This window comes from Magnetococcales bacterium (assembly GCA_015232395.1).
GTDB lineage: Bacteria > Pseudomonadota > Magnetococcia > Magnetococcales > JADFZT01 > JADFZT01.
Genome location: JADFZT010000003.1, coordinates 135600 through 153073, shown reverse-complemented (window position 1 = coordinate 153073; position 17474 = coordinate 135600). Strand labels below are relative to the sequence as shown.

The 17474-nt window shown below is 56.0% G+C and carries 14 protein-coding genes; 11 read left to right on the top strand and 3 right to left on the bottom strand.

Annotated features, from left to right (window positions below):
• Positions 1–149: 149 nt before the first annotated feature.
• Positions 150–1946 (bottom strand): GAF domain-containing protein, encoded by a 1797-nt coding sequence (locus HQL52_02060; GenBank protein MBF0368215.1) that lies wholly within the window; start codon positions 1944–1946, stop codon positions 150–152.
• A gap of 345 nt (positions 1947–2291) precedes the next feature.
• The gene (locus tag HQL52_02055; protein ID MBF0368214.1) at positions 2292–4202 is read right to left on the bottom strand and encodes a SurA N-terminal domain-containing protein; all 1911 of its coding nucleotides are present in this window, start codon (positions 4200–4202) and stop codon (positions 2292–2294) included.
• Between the two features lie 523 nt (positions 4203–4725).
• Here HQL52_02055 and ribF point away from each other — a divergent pair.
• The 7 genes from ribF to HQL52_02020 all read left to right on the top strand — a co-directional run bounded on the left by ribF (position 4726) and on the right by HQL52_02020 (position 13012).
• Positions 4726–5652 carry a riboflavin biosynthesis protein RibF gene (ribF, locus tag HQL52_02050; GenBank protein MBF0368213.1) on the top strand — a complete coding sequence of 309 codons (927 nt, stop codon included), beginning with the start codon at positions 4726–4728 and terminating at the stop codon, positions 5650–5652.
• 249 nt (positions 5653–5901) lie between these two features.
• Positions 5902–8775 (top strand): isoleucine--tRNA ligase, encoded by a 2874-nt coding sequence (ileS, locus tag HQL52_02045; GenBank protein ID MBF0368212.1) that lies wholly within the window; start codon positions 5902–5904, stop codon positions 8773–8775.
• 6 nt (positions 8776–8781) lie between these two features.
• Positions 8782–9252: a signal peptidase II gene (gene lspA / locus HQL52_02040; GenBank protein ID MBF0368211.1), complete on the top strand. Its 471-nt coding sequence runs from the start codon at positions 8782–8784 to the stop codon at positions 9250–9252.
• 116 nt (positions 9253–9368) lie between these two features.
• Positions 9369–9698, top strand: coding sequence for a hypothetical protein (locus HQL52_02035; GenBank protein ID MBF0368210.1), 330 nt, complete (start codon positions 9369–9371; stop codon positions 9696–9698).
• Positions 9699–9804: 106 nt separating this feature from the next.
• On the top strand, positions 9805–11103 hold the full coding sequence (locus tag HQL52_02030) for an insulinase family protein (GenBank protein MBF0368209.1): 1299 nt from the start codon (positions 9805–9807) through the stop codon (positions 11101–11103).
• A 36-nt stretch (positions 11104–11139) separates the two neighbouring features.
• A complete protein-coding gene (locus tag HQL52_02025) occupies positions 11140–11613 on the top strand; it encodes a hypothetical protein (protein ID MBF0368208.1) in 474 nt (157 codons plus the stop codon).
• A 43-nt stretch (positions 11614–11656) separates the two neighbouring features.
• Positions 11657–13012 carry an insulinase family protein gene (locus tag HQL52_02020; GenBank protein ID MBF0368207.1) on the top strand — a complete coding sequence of 452 codons (1356 nt, stop codon included), beginning with the start codon at positions 11657–11659 and terminating at the stop codon, positions 13010–13012.
• On the opposite strand, the gene HQL52_02015 is transcribed toward HQL52_02020, so the two are convergent.
• A complete protein-coding gene (locus HQL52_02015) occupies positions 12948–13256 on the bottom strand; it encodes a hypothetical protein (GenBank protein MBF0368206.1) in 309 nt (102 codons plus the stop codon). The two genes, HQL52_02020 and HQL52_02015, sit on opposite strands and share 65 nt — an antisense overlap.
• 318 nt (positions 13257–13574) lie before the next feature.
• Between HQL52_02015 and HQL52_02010 the strand changes: the two genes are divergently transcribed.
• The 4 genes from HQL52_02010 (at position 13575) to HQL52_01995 (ending at position 17438) form a co-directional block, all read left to right on the top strand.
• Positions 13575–15200 carry a CTP synthase gene (locus tag HQL52_02010; protein ID MBF0368205.1) on the top strand — a complete coding sequence of 542 codons (1626 nt, stop codon included), beginning with the start codon at positions 13575–13577 and terminating at the stop codon, positions 15198–15200.
• Positions 15193–16026 carry a 3-deoxy-8-phosphooctulonate synthase gene (gene kdsA / locus HQL52_02005; protein ID MBF0368204.1) on the top strand — a complete coding sequence of 278 codons (834 nt, stop codon included), beginning with the start codon at positions 15193–15195 and terminating at the stop codon, positions 16024–16026. The genes HQL52_02010 and kdsA overlap by 8 nt, the downstream gene beginning before the upstream one ends.
• A gap of 66 nt (positions 16027–16092) precedes the next feature.
• Positions 16093–17217 carry a glycine cleavage system aminomethyltransferase GcvT gene (gcvT, locus tag HQL52_02000; GenBank protein MBF0368203.1) on the top strand — a complete coding sequence of 375 codons (1125 nt, stop codon included), beginning with the start codon at positions 16093–16095 and terminating at the stop codon, positions 17215–17217.
• A gap of 29 nt (positions 17218–17246) precedes the next feature.
• Positions 17247–17438, top strand: a complete 192-nt coding sequence (locus HQL52_01995) for a type II toxin-antitoxin system HicB family antitoxin (protein ID MBF0368202.1) — start codon at positions 17247–17249, stop codon at positions 17436–17438.
• Positions 17439–17474 lie beyond the last annotated feature (36 nt).

Here is a 17474-nt window from a genome sequence, read left to right as displayed (position 1 = left end):
TGATACAAGATTTTGGAAAGGTTCGCGCCAGCCCCCCTGGATTCCCGCATTCGCGGGAATGACAGAAAAAGTACAGCAGCATATGTCCAATTCTTGATTTGAATTGCTATATCTCAACGGAGAAGATCTTTTTGAGCCAGGAGAGGCCGTCAGGCATCCCACAGTTTGGAGAGGCAGTCGGGCCACCAGTAGATGGTGTTTTCATTTTTGCGGGTGATGCCAGCGATGGGGCCATCCTGGGAGATGACGAAGGCGATGGCTCCGGGACATTGGCCAATCAGGTTGACGGCGGAGGTGTGTCGGGAGCCAAATCGGTTGAAATCCACATGGACCGATGGAAAAAGCCGCTCCTCCAGCCAGGAAATGACCTGCCCTTTCCAGGGAGGGGCGGTGATCAGGGTTCCGAAGGAGATGGGTTGCAGTCGGTCGGAGAGAATCAAGGCCCCATCCACCCGGGAAAAATGGGCCAGGAGTTCCACCAGGTCGATCAGATGTTTTTTGTGGAGGGCGAGTTCCTGCTTCAGGCGGTGGAAATCCGCTCCCGGCTCCCCCGCTTCCAGTCGTTCTTCCAGGTGACGGTAGCGGCCAATGAGTTGGGCGCCATCGGGGCGTTTGGTCAGACGGAATTTGGGGTCGGAAAAAGCGGTGGAATGTTCCAGTAACGCCTCGGGCATCCAGAGGATGGCTCCTCCCTGGCCGCGTCTGGCGGTTTCCAGCAACAGGCGATCAATCAGATCCCGATAGACCTGCCAATAGCCCATGTCCAGCTCCCGAAACTCCGGATGACCCCGCACTACCTTGAGAAGGTTCCAAGCCATGGGGCTTTCCGTAAAGGGGAGGCTGGTGGGCTCGCAAAAGACCCCGGAAGCGTAGCGGCCAATGACATCGTTGCCCCGGAAGATCAGCAGATGCCCGGCTTTTTTGGCGGCTACGGTAAAGATATCCAGGGGGGTGCGGGCAAAGGTCAGGGCATCGAAGCGGTGGAGCCCACGGGCGGAAAAATAGATCGCGCCATGAATTTCCAACCGGCCCGGAGTGCCATCTTCGGGCATCACCACCAGGGAGGTGGTGCTGGGGTCAAAGGCGGGGGAGAGATTGACCAGCGTGTCAGCCGTAAAGGGGAAGGGGTGGTCGAACAAAACGGTCATACCGTCGTAGGCGGCCACTTCGTCCAGCAGGGCCATCGACTCCACCAGGGAGACGCTTACCTTGATGGGGTTTTCCTCTTTTTGTTTGAGGCTGGCGAAAAAAATGGTCTCCAATATCAATTTGATATCGGTAAAAGAGGGGGCAGGCCACCGCTCCCCTTGGCCTCCCCGGTCCCAAAGATCAAAAATTCGGTGGATGATGGTGCGGTTAAAAATATTTTTGGTGGTCTGCTTGCGGACGATGGAATCCAGATCTTCACGGGCCTTGATCAGGGCCTCTTCCGCCCGTTTGCGTTCGATCACGCCAGCCAGGGTGTGGGTAATGGCCTGGAGAAAATCCACTTCCTGTTTGTCGGTGGCGTGACCGGGGCGGACGTAGAGGTTGATGACCCCCAGGGTTTTGTCACCGGAGAGGATGGGAATGCAGTAGTGGCCGTGGTTTTGAATCCCGGTGTAGCGGATGTCGTGGCGATCATCCAGATGATCGGAAAAAAGCACGGTTGCACTCTCCGCCGCCCGACCACAGAGGCATTTGCCAAAGGGAACCCGCCCACAGGCGGATTGGAGGCTTTCGGGTAGGCTCCGTTGGGCGGCCATGTGCAGGATTTGATTTTTTTCGTCCGCCAGGAAAATCGCCCCCTTGGCATCCAGCGCCAGCTGAGGGATACCCAGGAGCAGGTCGAGGGTGTGCTCCAGGAAGGATTCCAGGGAGAGGGGCTCCAAGGAAAATTTAAGAACGGAGTTGAGAACTTCCTGGAGGAGTTGGTTGCGCTTAAGCTGATGTTCGTAGCCGGCCATGATGCCCTCCTGCCAGGTTGTTGAGTTGTTAAAAAAAAGGGGATTTGGAATGGTTGGTTTGGAAGCATATCCATTGATGGAATGGCTTCATTTACCCAGGCTTTTATATAGCATAACCGGCAAGAGGCGACCAATCTTTCCCGTTGAAAAGAAGTGTTTTTGAAAGGGATAAAGCCTGTGGGAGGCTGGAGAGAACAAGCGGTTTGCTGGGGGGAGCCCGCTGAATGTTTGGATTGTGCCTTCCTGTCGTTAAGAACAAAACAAAGGCCTTGGGGGAAGGAGCTCCCTCAAGGCCTTTGTTTGTTTTTAGTGGTTTGGATTCAAAACCAGTGGCGCATATTTCAATTAAAAACGTTCAAACACTTCCTGGTTGATCTCAACCGGGGTGGTCTGGCGCAATCCGGTTACGAAAGCCTGAAACAGTTCGGCTCCCAGGCTTTTTTCCAGATCAGGGCTGATTTTTTTCCGGGCGGCCTCCAGGCCTTTGGGGTCAGCCTCGACGATGCCGAGGAGGCTCACCAGCTTGAAGGTGCCGCCACTTTCGATCACCTCTGTATGGTCGGGGTGCTCGGTGTTGAGTAAAAAGATCGCTTCCCGGACATCCTTGGTTGGAGCTTTTTTACCCCCTCCCAGAGAGAAGGGTTCGGTGGTGCGATATTGGATCGCCTGGTGTTCGGTGGCAGCCTGGGCCCAATCCTTTTCCCTGTTCAGCAGGGCTTTCAGCAGAGTTTCCATTTTTTCCCGGGCCAATTTTTGCGCAGCCTGTTTTTTGAAGGATTTTTCCACCTCCTGACGGGCCTCCTCCAGGGTTTTCGGGGAGGACTCCTCCCGATCCAGGACTTCGAGGGCGATAAAACGGTTGTCGGATATTTCCACCACCTGGGAAAGCTCCCCTTTGGCTGTGGCAAAGGCGGTTTCCAGAAATTTGGCCTCTTTTTCCACAGAGGTGAGTGTTGGGTCGTTGCGGCTGATGAATTCAGTCTCCCGGAAGCGAAGGTTCAACTCTTCGGCAACGGATTGCAGCTCACCGGAAGCGAACAGCTGGTCTTCCAGGGTGATGGAGCGGTCAAAGACCAGGTCAAGGGCCTTATCCTCAACAATGCGTGCGCGAATTTCCGGCTCCACCTCTTCCAGGGTTTTGATGTTGGCGGCTTCGATGCCGTCCACCCGGATCAGGTGGTAGCCAAATTCCGTCAATACCGGTTCGGAAACCACTCCCTGGGCCAGGGAGAAGGCCACCTTGTCAAAGGCCTCAGGCATCACCCCCCGGCTGAACTCCCCAAGACTCCCCCCATCCTCGGCGCTGATGTCGTCGGAGTGGTTTTTGGCCAATTCGCTGAAATCACCGCCAGCCTTGAGCAGGTCGGCGACCTGCTGGATTTTTTCCCGGGCGGCCTGCTTGGCCTCATCGTCGCTGCCTTCTTCCAGAGGTACCAGGATGTGGCTGAGGCGGCGGACCTCTTCCCGACGGTATTCTCCGCTATGTCCTGCATAGAAATCTTCCAGCTCCTCCTGGGAGACGGGGACATCTTCACGCACGCTGTCGGTGCTGAGAACCACATAGCGGAGTTTGACCCGGGTGGGCTTCATGAAGCGGTTTTGGTTTTCCGTCAGATGGGTGTTGAGCTCTTCCTCGGTGGGCTCGATTTCCACTTCCAGATCCCGGGCCTTCAGGGTGAGAATGGCCGCTGTCCGTTTTTCTTCAGATAAGCGATAGGCTTCCTTGAAGAGAGGTTCGGGCACCTGGGTGATGGTGGTGATGGCGCGCTGGAGTTGATTGGTCACCAAATCCTGGGCCAGTCGACCTTCAAACTGGCTGGGGGTCATGCGGTTGTTCTGGAGCAGCAGTTCATAGCGATCACTGCTGAAGCGGCCATTTTCCTTGAAGACGGGATTGGCCGCGATATCCTGGCGTACATAGTCGTCGGAAACAGCCAGGCGCATGTCACGACCAGCCTGAATCAGAAGATGGCGGTTGATGAGGTTGTTCAGGCTGTTTTGCTTGAGACCCAGCATTTCAGCGGTTTTTTTATCCAACCTGCCGTTAAACTGCTGTCGCAGCCGGTTAAAGTCATCGTCATAGGCTTTGGAAAATTGCTGGAGGCTGATTTCCGAGTCCCCCACGATGGCCACTGGGGCATTCGCCCGGCGAGCGGCAAAATCTCCAGCACCCCAGGCTACGAAGCTCATGGCGACCAGAGCCAGAAGCATTTTGGCGATGCTCGTTTCAGCGCCTTTGCGCAGGACATTCAGCATGGACCCGGACTCCGTCTAGGTAATTTTGAGTGTAATGGTGTGTGCAAGCTGGAGATGAATAACCTGTCTGTCAGCAGAATTGGACTCATTTCAGGAGCAAAATGGCTGTTAACCTTCAGCCAGAGTTTGCGGATATCCAACGGCTCAAGCATATTCAATCCGTGCCAAGCGCGCAAAGATCCGCATCCAGCTGCTTTTGGAGGGATCAGATCAAATCCAGAGGAATTCAGGCTGATCCCGTCAATTCAGTCCAAAAGCGGCGTTTTGCTTAAGGTCTCGGAACTTTATAGGTCTTAAAGCCGCTTTTCAACCCATGCCCTGGCGTTGACTGGGGAGCGGCCATCCGGTAGTTTCCCGGCTTTGATACAGGTGGATCGTCTGGAATGATCTTTTGGCGCTCTTTGGGTTTAGGAAAGTTTTCGCTCAAAGGTCGCTTCAAAGGGAGTCTTTTTGCTCCCAGGCAGCTTCGGAGAGGGGATCTCCTCCGGGGTGCGCCCCAAGGAATATGCGGTTGGTTTGAAGGATGTATATCATACGCGGCATAGGCAATCTGCCCGATCGGTTTCGGGGAGGAGCAGTCACCATCGGCAATTTTGATGGTGTTCATCTGGGGCATCAGGCCATTTTTGCTCGGCTGCGGCGTTTGGCAGCCCACCATCCCGGCGCCCCCACGCTGGCTGTCACCTTCGAGCCCCACCCCCTGCGCCTATTGGATCCCAGCAAGGCCCCGGTACGCATCACCGGTGTCCGGGGTAAGTCACGCTGGATGGAGCGGCATGGGGTGGACGCCATGTTCATTCTCCAGTTCAACCGCACCTTGGCCGCCATGGAGGCGGAACGGTTCGTGCGTACCATCCTGGCCGATGGTCTGGATGCCCGGGAAGTGCTGGTGGGGGATAATTTTCGCTTTGGGGCCGGGGGAAAAGGCCACGTGCCGCTCCTGGAGGAGTTGGGGATCGGATTCGGTTTTGGAGTCCATAAACAATCCCTGCACCAAGTGGATGGCCAGCCGGTCTCCTCCACCCGCATCCGCCAGGCGGTAGGCGAGGGGGATTTTGCCACTGCTGAGAGGCTGTTGGGACGCTCCTTTGAAATAGAAGGACGGGTGGGGCGTGGCCAACAACGGGGTAAGGGGCTGGGGTTTCCCACCGCCAACCTGACCTTGAGCGGGCTTTTGCATCCCCCCCCGGGAGTCTATGTGGTGGAAGGTCGGGTGGATGGGGGCTGGCTTCCCGGAGTCGCCAACCTGGGGCGCAATCCCACCTTCGGAGATGTTGGGCTCGGTCTGGAAACCCACCTGCTGGCCCCCTGTGGCAATCTCTATCGGAAGGTGCTCAGAGTTCGTTTCCGCAAGCGCTTGCGGGGAGAAGTGCGTTTTTCAGGCCCCCAAGCCCTGGTGGAGCAGATATCCAAGGATGTGGCCCAGGCCCAGGCTTTTTTTGCCATTTAAGCGTTGACGGCCCCGTCTGGATTTTCACTCACAGGCGGTATGGCCCGGGCACGCTCTTTTTTGTACACTAATCGGTTGAGGTGGCCGTATTTTTTTCAGCTGATCGACTGTAGCCTCAATCCGGAATATCCAATAAAACGCTGACTGAATGGTATGACGTTTAAGGGGACTGAACGCACCACACCGAAGCAGACTGAAGGTGCCACCCTTGAGCGGGCTGAACGTACCACGCCATAAGGAGTTGATTTCGTGGATTATAAGGAGACTGTCCATCTGCCCAAGACCCCGTTTCCCATGCGGGCCAATCTGCCGGGTAGAGAACCCACCATTTTGAAAAAATGGCAGGAGATGGAACTTTATCGCCTGCTGCGTGAGGCGGGGAGCGGCAAGCCTACCTTTGTTCTTCACGATGGTCCCCCCTATGCCAACGGCCATCTGCACATGGGCCATGCCATCAACAAGGTTTTGAAGGATGTCATCGTCAAATCCCGGCAGATGATGGGTTTTGATGCCAACTATGTGCCCGGCTGGGATTGCCACGGCCTGCCCATCGAAACCAAGGTGGAGCAGGAGCTGAAAAAGAAAAAACAGAAAAAAGAGGATATCAGCCGGGTCGATTTTCGCCGCCGCTGTCGCGCTTTTGCCCAAAAGTGGGTCGATACCCAGCGGGATGAATTCAAGCGCCTGGGGGTGATTGGAGATTGGGACAACCCCTATCTCACCATGAACTATCCCTTCGAAGCCCAGATCGTGCGGGAGCTTATCGCCTTTTTACAAAATGGCGGACTCTATAAGGGGTTCAAACCGGTCTATTGGTGTGCGGGGGATGCCACCGCCCTGGCCGAAGCGGAAGTGGAATATCAGGATCATGACTCCACCGCCATCCACGTCAAGTTTCCTCTGGCTGAGGGGGAATCCCTGGCAGAGGTGATTCCGGGTTTGGCCGGGGATGCGGCTGTGTCCGTGGTGATCTGGACCACCACCCCCTGGACCATTCCGGGCAATCTGGCTGTTTCTCTGAACGGCGGCCTGACCTATGTGGCCCTCAGTGCTGAAAATTCGGGGGGTGGGGGAAACCTGGCCTCTGGGGAGGTGCTGATTGTGGCGGAGGCCCTCTGGGAGGGAATGGCCGAGGCGATGGGGATGGCGGTGACCGATTTTTCGGTGCTCCATCGGTTTGACGGCTCAGCCCTGGAAAACAAACGTTTTCGTCATCCCTATCTGGATCAGGACGCCCCCATTCTTCTGGGGGATCACGTCACCCTGGAGGCGGGGACCGGTTGTGTGCATACCGCCCCCGGCCACGGTAATGAAGACTATGCGGTGGGCATTCGTTATGGGCTGAAACCCTTCAATCCGGTGGATGACCGGGGCATTTTTGTGGCAGGAACCCCCCATTTTGCCGGGGAGCATGTGTTCAAGGCCAACGCCCGGGTGGTGGAACTGTTGAAGAGTGAGGGGCGGCTGATTCATGTGGAAACACTGAACCACAGCTATCCCCACTGCTGGCGCTGCCACAAACCGGTGATTACCCGGGCCACTCCCCAATGGTTTATCTCCATGGAGGAGAATGCGCTGCGGAAAAAAGCTCTCAGCGCCATTGATGCTACCCGCTGGATTCCCCATTGGGGGCGGGATCGGATCTATAACATGGTGGAAGCCCGGCCCGACTGGTGCGTCTCCCGGCAGCGGGCCTGGGGGGTGCCGATTACGGTGATCTCCTGTTCAAAATGTGACGAGCAGGTGCTGGATAAGGGGGTGCTGGACACCATTGCCGATGCGGTGGAAGAGGCGGGGGCGGATGTTTGGTTTGAACGGGAAGCGGTTGATTTTCTCCCGGAGGGGTATTGCTGCAAAAAGTGTGGTGGCGCTGCGTTTGCCAAGGAGTCGGATATTCTCGATGTCTGGTTTGATTCCGGGGTGACCCATGCGGCGGTGCTGGAGCAGCGGGAGGATCTTTCCTCACCGGCGGATCTCTACCTGGAAGGGTCGGATCAGCATCGGGGCTGGTTTCATTCGAGCCTTTTGGCTTCGGTGGGCACCCGGGGGAAGGCCCCCTATAAAGCGGTCCTGACCCATGGTTTTGTGGTGGATGGCAAGGGCCGCAAGATGTCCAAGTCCATGGGCAATGTGATTGCTCCGGAAAAGGTGACCAAGCAGTATGGGGCGGATATCCTGCGGATGTGGGTGACGGCTGAGGATTATGCCGCTGACATTCGCATCTCCAACGAAATTCTCAAGGGGCTCTCCGACAGCTACCGGCGGATTCGCAATACGGTGCGTTTTCTTTTGGGCAATCTGGCGGATTTTGATGCGACCAAACATCGGGTCGCCCATGAACAGATGCCCTCGCTGGATCGCTGGGCTCTGGATCGTCTCGGCCACCTGATTACCGAGGTGCAGGGGGCCTATGACGCTTATTCCTTCCATAAGGTCTATCAGGATCTCCACTATTTTTGTGCGGTGGATATGGGGGCTTTTTATCTCGATATCATCAAGGATCGGATCTATTGCGACGGGGAGGATTCCCTGGAGCGGCGCAGCGCCCAGACCGTGCTCCACGAAACCCTGGAATCCCTGGTGCGGCTGATGGCCCCGATTTTTTCCTTCACTGCCGAGGAGATGTGGCAATACATGGGAGAGTGGGACCAAATGGCCGGGGAAAAGCGGGCCTCCTCGGTGCACCTGGCCCAGTTTCCCAAGGCCCATCCCCAATGGCTGGATGAGGGGTTGGCCCGGGATTGGGAGCGGCTGCGCCGGGTGAGAGGGGCTTGTTATCGCCTGTTGGAAGGGGCCCGTAATGAAAAACGCATCGGTTCTTTCATGCAAGCGGCGCTGACGCTTTATGGTAACGATGATCTGATCGATTTTCTCAAAGGCTTTCCTGAGCTTTCCCGCCTCTTTATCGTCGCTTCGGTGGATTTGCGGCCTTTGGCTGAGGCACCTGAGGGACTGAAAGGGGTGTTGGAGGAGGAGACGCTCAAGGTGGCCTATCATTCCGCCGATGGAGATAAGTGTACCCGCTGTTGGAATCGGGATGGTGGTGTGGGCCGGGATTCGACCCATCCGGAGTTGTGTCCCCGCTGTGTGGGGGTGGTGAGTGGCCTTGATATGGCTGGTTGACGGATCATGTGGTTATTGAAACCTCGAGTGTTGGGGCCATTGTTGGCTCTGGTGGTGTTGCTGGCTGATCAAATCACCAAATGGTGGATGACGGCACTGCTGGCGGATCGGGGGATCACGCTTATCCCGGGTTTTTTGGATTTGGTGCTGGTCCACAATCTGGGGGCGGCCTTCGGAGTGTTTACGGATCTGCCACCTTTCTGGCGGGAACTGCTCCTGGTGGGGGTGGCTGCGTTAGCGACGGTGGCGATTCTGATTTTGCTGTGGCGAACAGAAACCCTCTGGATGACTTATGCCCTGGCATTGGTTTTAGGGGGGGCGGTGGGTAATTTGATCGACCGACTGCGTTTTGGTTGGGTTGTGGACTTTATCCACGTACATTGGCATGATCTCTCCTGGCCGGTCTTTAACTTGGCTGACAGCGCCATCACTTTGGGTATTGGTTTGCTGCTGTGGGACAATTTGACAGCGCCTTGATGCACAAACAGCAGCGATTTGTCGTTGCGGTACAATCCAACGGTATTCTGACGGGCAACGGTATCGGCCTTGCCCGGGCTGGATCCTTCAACCATTCGAGCGACGGGTAAGGCCTCATGAAACGTCTACGCCTATGGCCCCTTTTGGGGATTGTACTCCTGATTTCCGCCTGTTCGGGCAACATTCCCGTGCCTTGGGAGGATAATCTTCTGGACCCGGCTCGGGTGCCGACTCGGGAACCTCTGGACATTCCACCGGATCTCGACCAACTGCCAGCCTCTACCCAGGGGGAGGGAAGTTCTGAAAATTGGGTCAATCCGGACAATGACGGTACCCCGGCCAAAAGTGCTGGCACCATTCTTTTTGATTCTCCCGACTCTGGAGAGGCGGCCCCATTGGATCGGGATGAGCAGGAAAGATTGCCCGATTGGATGGTAAACCCATAAGGGGCTGGAGCTGGTGATTGTGAAAAGCGTTTCGGGGTGGTGGAGGTTTTATCCAGGAAGTAGGGGGTTGGCGGCGGTTTTTGGATTGTTCGCAGGCCTCCTTTGTTTGATTTTTCCTGCTGGCGCCCAGGCGTTGGATGCGCGTTCGTTTACCCTTGGCAACGGTTTGCAGGTTGTTCTGGTGCGGGAGCCCAAGGCGCCGGTGGTGATTTCCCAGGTGTGGTATCGGGTTGGGGCGGTGGACGAAGCGGACGGCAAGACCGGCCTTGCCCACATGCTGGAGCATATGATGTTCCAGGGCACCCGCACGATAGCTCCGGGTGAGTTCAGCAAGATTGTTTCCCGCAATGGCGGCGATGATAACGCCTCCACCTCTCGTGACTATACCAACTATTACATCAAATTTGCGGCGGACCGGTTGGAGCTGGCTTTAAAGCTTGAAGCGGACCGGATGCGTCATTTGGTGCTTTCGGAGTCTGAGTTCCAGGCTGAAAATCTGGTGGTTCGGGAAGAGCGTCGCAGTCGGGTGGAAAACAAGCCGGTGGCGCGGATGATGGAAAAATTCCGTGCTTTGGCTTTTGGGGATCATCCTTACGGTCGTCCGGTGATTGGTTTGATGGCTGATTTGGAAAACCATACTCTGGCGGATCTTTCCGACTGGTATCGGCGTTATTATGCTCCCAACAATGCGCTTTTGGTGGTGGTAGGGGATTTGGAGTTTAAGCAGGCGGCTACTTGGATCGGGAAATATTTCGGTCCGCTTCCTCCCAATCCGGCTTTGGCGCCTCCTGCGGTTTTGCCTGTGGTTTCTCCTGTGAAGGGTCAGCGTATTGAGGTTCGGGAGAAGGGGGCGACCTTATCCCGGTGGTTTGCTGGTATTCTCACCCCGACTTTGGCGGATGACAGGTTGGGTCGGGATGTTTTTCCTTTGGATTTATTGGTGACGGTGTTGGGTAGTGGTGGGTCGAGCCGTCTTTATCAGCGTTTGGTGGTGGATGAGGGGTTGGCTATTGGGGCTGGGGCTTCATTTGGGGGTATTTCCCGATATCCGGCGCTTTTCAGTCTTTCGGCGAGTCCCAAGCCCGGGGTTTCGGTTTCAAGGGTGGAAGAGGTTGTTTTGGAGGAGGTGGCTCGGATGGTTCGGGAGCCGGTGACTTCCAGGGAGTTGGAGCGGGCTAAGAATGGTTTGATTGCCGGGCACATTTATGCCAGGGATTCCATTGACACCATTGCTTGGACGATTGGTCGTCTTTTTGTCAGTGACATTGATTGGCGGCTTGTTTTGGAGGGTTATCCTGATCGGATCAGGTTGGTGACGGCAGAGGATGTTCAGCGGGTGGCAAGGAAATATCTTCGGCCCGAGGCGATGACGGTTGGTGTGTTGTTGCCGGAGTTGGATGGTTGATTTTTCTGCTTTTGACTTAAACTATTAAAAAAAAAGATGGGGGTTTGGGGGAATTCTTTCCCCCAAGGTTTGTCCTTTGATCTTGATTTATCCTTTGATTTTGAATTTTCTTTTGAATTTGCCTTGCATCCCCCTGGGGTTGTAGGGGCTTGCCCCTACGGTTTGTTTTTTGATTTTGAATTTTCCTTTGATTTTGAATTTTCTTTTGAATTTGCCTTACATCCCCCTGGGGTTGTAGGGGCTTGCCCCTACGGTTTGTTTTTTGATTTTGAATTTTCCTTTGATTTTGAATTTTCTTTTGAATTTGCCTTACATCCCCCTGGGGTTGTAGGGGCTTGCCCCTACGGTTTGTTTTTTGATTTTGAATTTTCCTTTGATTTTGAATTTTCTTTTGAATTTGCCTTACATCCCCCTGGGGTTGTAGGGGCTTGCCCCTACGGTTTTGCTTTTTTTCCTTTCCAGCAAAATCACACCTATCGATTGAAACCGAGTTGGCATGACTCCTTTTGATATGACCCCTTTTGATATGACCCCTCTCCAAAAGAACAAAACGATGATTTCCTCGAACCGCCGGGTTCAATCCTGTCTGTGGTTTCTGCTGGCCTTTGTTCTGATTCCCTGGGGAGAGCCCTTGGCCGGGATTGGTGGAGATTTGCGCCACTTTCAGACCCGGGAGGGTTTGACGGTTATTCTGGTGGAGAACTCTGCCAACCCGATGGTGGAGCTACGTCTTTTGGTGCCAGCTGGGGCCACTTACGATCCTGAGGGCAAGGAAGGGTTGGCATCTCTCACCGCCTGGATGTTTAACGAGGGGGGAGGGGATCAGGATTCCAAGGCCTTTCGGGAGCGCATGGATTTTTATGGGATTTCCTTGGGGGCGGATGCCCATCGTGATTCCATGGAGGTTTCTCTCACCACCCTGACCGAACATTTGGATGAAGCGTGGTCGATGTTGGCGGACGCCTTGATGAAGCCCCGTTTTGACAGCGCTGATTTTGAACGTGCCCGCTCGGAGCGTCTGGCGAGCCTCATCAAGGACCAGGAGCGGCCAAGGGCGATAGCGGGTCGTGCCATCATGGCGCAGCTTTATGCAGGCCACCCCTATGCCCGCCCGGTGAAGGGCACTCCTGAGAGTGTGGCAGCCATCACCCTGAAAGACCTTGAGGCTTACCACGATAATGCCTTCCGGGCTCCGGGCATGGTGTTGGCGGTGGCCGGGGATGTGAGTGAATCCCGTTTGCGGGGGTTGGTTGCCCGCTATCTTTCAGGTTTGAATTCTGAACCCGGGGTGAATGGAGCCATTCCCTTGGCAGAGCGCCAGAGAGCTGGCCGCCAGGTACATATCGAGAAGGATCTCCCGCAAACCGTTATCCGCATGGGTTTGGTGGGTTTCAACCGCAACGATCCCGACTATTTTCCGGCGTTGGTGATGAATCACATTCTGGGTGGCGGTGGGTTTGGCAGCCGGTTGACCGAGGAGGTGCGGGAAAAACGGGGGCTGGCTTATTCGGTCTATTCCTATTTTTCCCCTCTGATGGGGCGGGGACCGTTTATGGTGGGGATGCAGACCAAGACCGCATCCACGGGGGAGGCGATAGCGTTGATTCGTCATGAGCTGGAACGGATGGTGGCTGAGGGGGTGACGGCGGAAGAGCTTTTGGACGCCAAGCGTTATCTTACCGGCTCGTTTCCGTTGCGTTTGGATGGTTTGGGCAAGCTTGCCAGCAACTGGAGCGCCATCGGTTTTTATCGCCGGGGGTGGGATTATCTGGAGCAGTGGCCTGAGCGGATTCGGGAGGTTACCCAAGCCGATGTTCTTCGGGTGGCCAAGCGATTTTTGGATCTTAAGCGGCTCTTTGTCGTGACGGTTGGCAGGTCGTCAGGCGCTGGAGTCGGTAAGCCTGAATAAATTGATCCATCTCTTCGCCCACAAAGGGCATCATCCGATAGTGGCCCTTCCCGCAGTTGCGGCACTGGGCTCCGGATCCCGCCCACCAGGGGATGGTTGATCCTTTGGAGCCGGTACATTTGGCGTTGCCGCAGCGCACTTCCCCACAATCGGAACAGCGATAGATATGGGCCGGATGTCCAGCACAGACCGGGCAACTCATAGCGCTCTTTCGGGAAATTTTATCGAACTGCATGATGGCCATGGGGTTGATGGGCTTTCCAGGTAGTTGGGTATGGGCATTCCTGGCCGATCTGCCAAAGGGTTGACGAATCGGCGTGGTCTGGGGGGATGTTAGGAATATTCGTGCCAACACAGAGGAGGGAATTTTCCCGGAGCCTGTGGAATTTGGCTATCTCCTTCTGCATTCAATCGAAAATTTTCATTGAAAAATTCTCCCGAGCCGATCCGTCCACAGCCCGACTTTCCCTTTCTGTACCCACTCCATTGGGTCTGATATAGTCCGGCTTTGAGAGGGATTTCATCTGCCAGCCATCCTTGAGAAAGGGTCCAAGCTTCCACCATGGCCAAATTCGTTTTCGTAACCGGGGGTGTGGTTTCCTCCCTGGGCAAGGGGCTTGCCGCAGCCTCCCTGGGTTGTCTGCTCCAGGCTCGGGGCTACAAAGTGACCATCCAAAAACTCGATCCCTACATCAACGTGGATCCGGGTACCATGAGCCCCTTCCAGCATGGTGAGGTGTTTGTCACTGACGACGGGGCCGAGACCGATCTGGATTTGGGTCACTACGAGCGGTTTTTGGATCATCCCATGAGCCGGGCGAATAATTTTACCACCGGTCGCATCTACCAGTCGGTCATTCGCAAGGAGCGGCGGGGGGACTATCTGGGCTCCACGGTGCAGGTGATTCCCCATATCACCGACGCTATCAAGGAAGCCATCCTGAGTGTTGGCGCGGATGCCCATATCGCCATCATCGAAATAGGCGGCACGGTGGGGGATATCGAATCCCTGCCCTTTATGGAAGCGATTCGGCAGCTGCGGATTGATCTCGGCAAGGACAACACCCTCTTTGTTCATCTCACCCTGCTCCCCTACATTCCCACCGCCGGGGAGCTTAAGACCAAGCCCACCCAGCACTCGGTGAAGGAGCTGCGGGCCATCGGTATTCAGCCCGATATTTTGATCTGCCGCTCTGATCGGGAAATTCCCCAGGGAGAGAAGAAAAAGATCGCCCTGTTTTGTAACGTTGACCGGGATGCGGTGATCTCCTGTGTGGATCAGGAAACCATCTACCGGGTGCCCTTTGCCCTCTATCTGGAAGGGCTGGCCCGCAAGGTGCTTTCGGTGTTGAGCCTGCCTGCCACCGAACCCCGTATGGATGACTGGGAAGAGGTGTTGCGCAAGGTGGAAAAGCCCACCCACAAGGTGACCATCGGTATTGTGGGCAAATATGTCGGTCTCAAGGAGGCCTACAAGTCTCTGACCGAAGCGTTGAGCCATGGCGGCATCGCCAACGACAGCCGGGTGGCCCTGCGCTGGGTGGATGCTGAAGAACTCAAACAGGAAGATCCCGACGCCCTTTTGCGGGGGGTGGATGGCATTTTGGTGCCGGGTGGCTTTGGCGAGCGGGGGGTGGAGGGTAAAATTGCCGCCATCCGCTATGCCCGGGAAAAGAAAGTGCCCTATTTTGGCATCTGCCTGGGTATGCAGATGGCTGTCGTGGAGTTTGCCCGCAACGTTGCCGGGCTGCCCAAGGCCCACTCCTCGGAATTTGCCGATAATGGCTGCGACCCGGTGATCGGTCTTTTGACTGAATGGCTGGATGGGGAAAAGCTGCAAAAACGGGATGCGAAATCGGACAAAGGGGGCACCATGCGTCTGGGGGCCTACCCCTGCACCCTGAAAACCGACACCCAGGCGTTCCAAGCCTACCGTACGCTGGATATTTCAGAACGCCACCGCCACCGCTATGAGTTTAACAACAGCTATAGAGAGCAGCTGGAGGAGGCGGGGCTGGTTTTTTCCGGTATGAGCCCGGATAACGAACTGGTGGAGATGGTGGAGCTGGCGGATCATCCCTATTTTGTCGCCTGCCAGTTTCATCCCGAATTTAAATCCCGCCCCAGAAAACCCCACCCCCTGTTTGCCGCTTTCATTCGAGCCAGTCTGGAACATGGCAATGGATGAGTCGATCCTGCTGAATGAAATCAAGGTGGGGCCGGTCACTTTTGGCAATCATCTGCCCCTGGTGTTGATCGCCGGACCCTGTGTCATCGAGGGGGAGGCGTTTGCCCTGGAGAGTGCGGCCATCATCCAGAAGATCGCTGGCCGGGTAGGGATTCCCCTGATCTATAAATCCTCTTTCGATAAGGCCAATCGCACCTCCTTGTCGAGCTTTCGAGGGCCGGGGCTGGAAGAGGGGTTGGCGATTTTGGCCAAGGTACAGGCGGAGTTGGGGGTGCCGGTGATTACCGATGTCCACGATGCCCCCCAGGCCAGAGCTGCAGCGGATGTGGTGGATATGCTGCAAACCCCCGCTTTTCTCTGTCGCCAGACCGATTATATCCAAGGAGTTGCTGCCACTGGACTGCCAGTCAACATCAAGAAGGGGCAGTTTTTGGCCCCCGATGATATGGCCCGGGTGGCGCAAAAAGCGGCTGCGACCGGCAACGGCCAGGTGCTTCTTTGTGAACGGGGAACCTCCTTCGGCCATCGGGATCTGGTGGTGGATATGCGGGGATTGGCGATCATGACCGCTACAGGCTCCCCGGTGGTGTTCGATGCCACCCATTCGGTACAGCAACCCGGGGGGATGGGGGGGAGCACCGGTGGGGAGCGCCAATTTGTACCACCGTTGGCCCGGGCAGCCGTCGCTACCGGTATTGCAGCGGTCTTTTTGGAAACCCATCCCGATCCGGACAACGCCCCCTGTGATGGCCCCAACATGGTTCCTTTCGATCAACTGGAGGAACTTCTCCGCTCTCTCAAACAGGTGGATGAAGCGGTCAAATAACCCTTCTCGGTGGGGGTGACGTATCCTATCCCCCGGCTCAGGCATTTTTGGGAACGCTTTTAGACCATGAAAACGCAACTCCATGATCAACATGTCGCCTTAGGCGGTCGGATGGTGGATTTTTCCGGCTGGCGCATGCCCCTACACTACGGCTCCCAGATCAAGGAGCATCACGAGGTTCGGAACCATTGCGGGGTGTTCGATGTCTCCCATATGGGTGTTTTGGATATCGAGGGAATGGGGGCGGTCGGGCTTTTGGAGCGGATTTTTGCCGGCAGCATGCGTGAGTTTGGTCATGGTGCCGCCCGTTATGGCCTGCTTTTGAACGAGCGGGGAGGGGTGGTGGACGATGTCATTCTCTATCGTCTGGGGCACCAACATTTTCGCATGGTGGTGAATGCGGGCACCCGGGAGAAGGATATCAGCTGGATTGGCCGAGCGGCAGAAGAGCTGACCAGCCAAACGGGAGAGGGGTGGGTGACGGTTCGAGAGCGACAGGATCTGGCGATGCTGGCGGTGCAGGGCCCCAAAGCCTGGTCGAAGCTGGCGGGATTTTTGACCGAAGAGATTATGGAGCTGCCCCCCTTTTCCGCCATCACCCTGGAAGATGACCTGCTGGATCGCTATGGCGAGGGCATGCTGGCCAGAACCGGCTATACGGGAGAAGATGGCTTTGAGGTGATGCTCTCAACGACCCTGGTGGGACGGCTTTGGGACGATCTTTTGGAGGCGGGGGCAACCCCTTGCGGTTTGGGCGCTCGGGACACCCTGCGCCTGGAAGCGGGATTTAATTTATACGGCGCGGATATGGACGAGGAGACCAATCCCTTTGAGTCCGGCCTGGCCTGGACCCTCTCCTGGAAGCCGAAAAAACGAAAATTCATGGGTCGCTCCGCCCTGGAGCCTTTTCGGGAAGATCCCCCGGAGATGAAGCGGGTGGGGTTGATTTTGGAGGGGCGGGGGGTGTTGCGCAATCACCAAAAGCTGTTTGTTGGGGAAGAGCTTGTTGGGGAGATCACCAGCGGCGGTTATTCCCCCACCCTGGAGGCGGGGATCGCCCTGGCTCGGGTGCAGCGGCAGATCAAGCAGGGCCAAAAGCTCGAAGTGGAGATGCGGGGTCGGCGACAACCGGTAGAGGTGGTGCGTCCACCTTTTGTGCGCTTTGGCAAGAGTGCGTTCAAGATTGAGTGACTCCAAGCAATTTATAGGAGCTGATCATGTTGAAGGGGATAAAAATCGTCGTGGAAAAACATCCGGACGGTTGTGTCGCCTACCCTCTGGGGTTAAAGGGAGTGGTGGTTGGAGAGGGAGACTCATTTGAAGAGGCCATTTCCGATGTTCAGTCTGCCATTCAATTTCATGTGGAGACTTTTGGCCCGGAGGTTCTTTCCCTCAATGCACAGATAGGCTGAGGTTTGAGCGTTTTTGTTGATTTGAACGATCCAGGC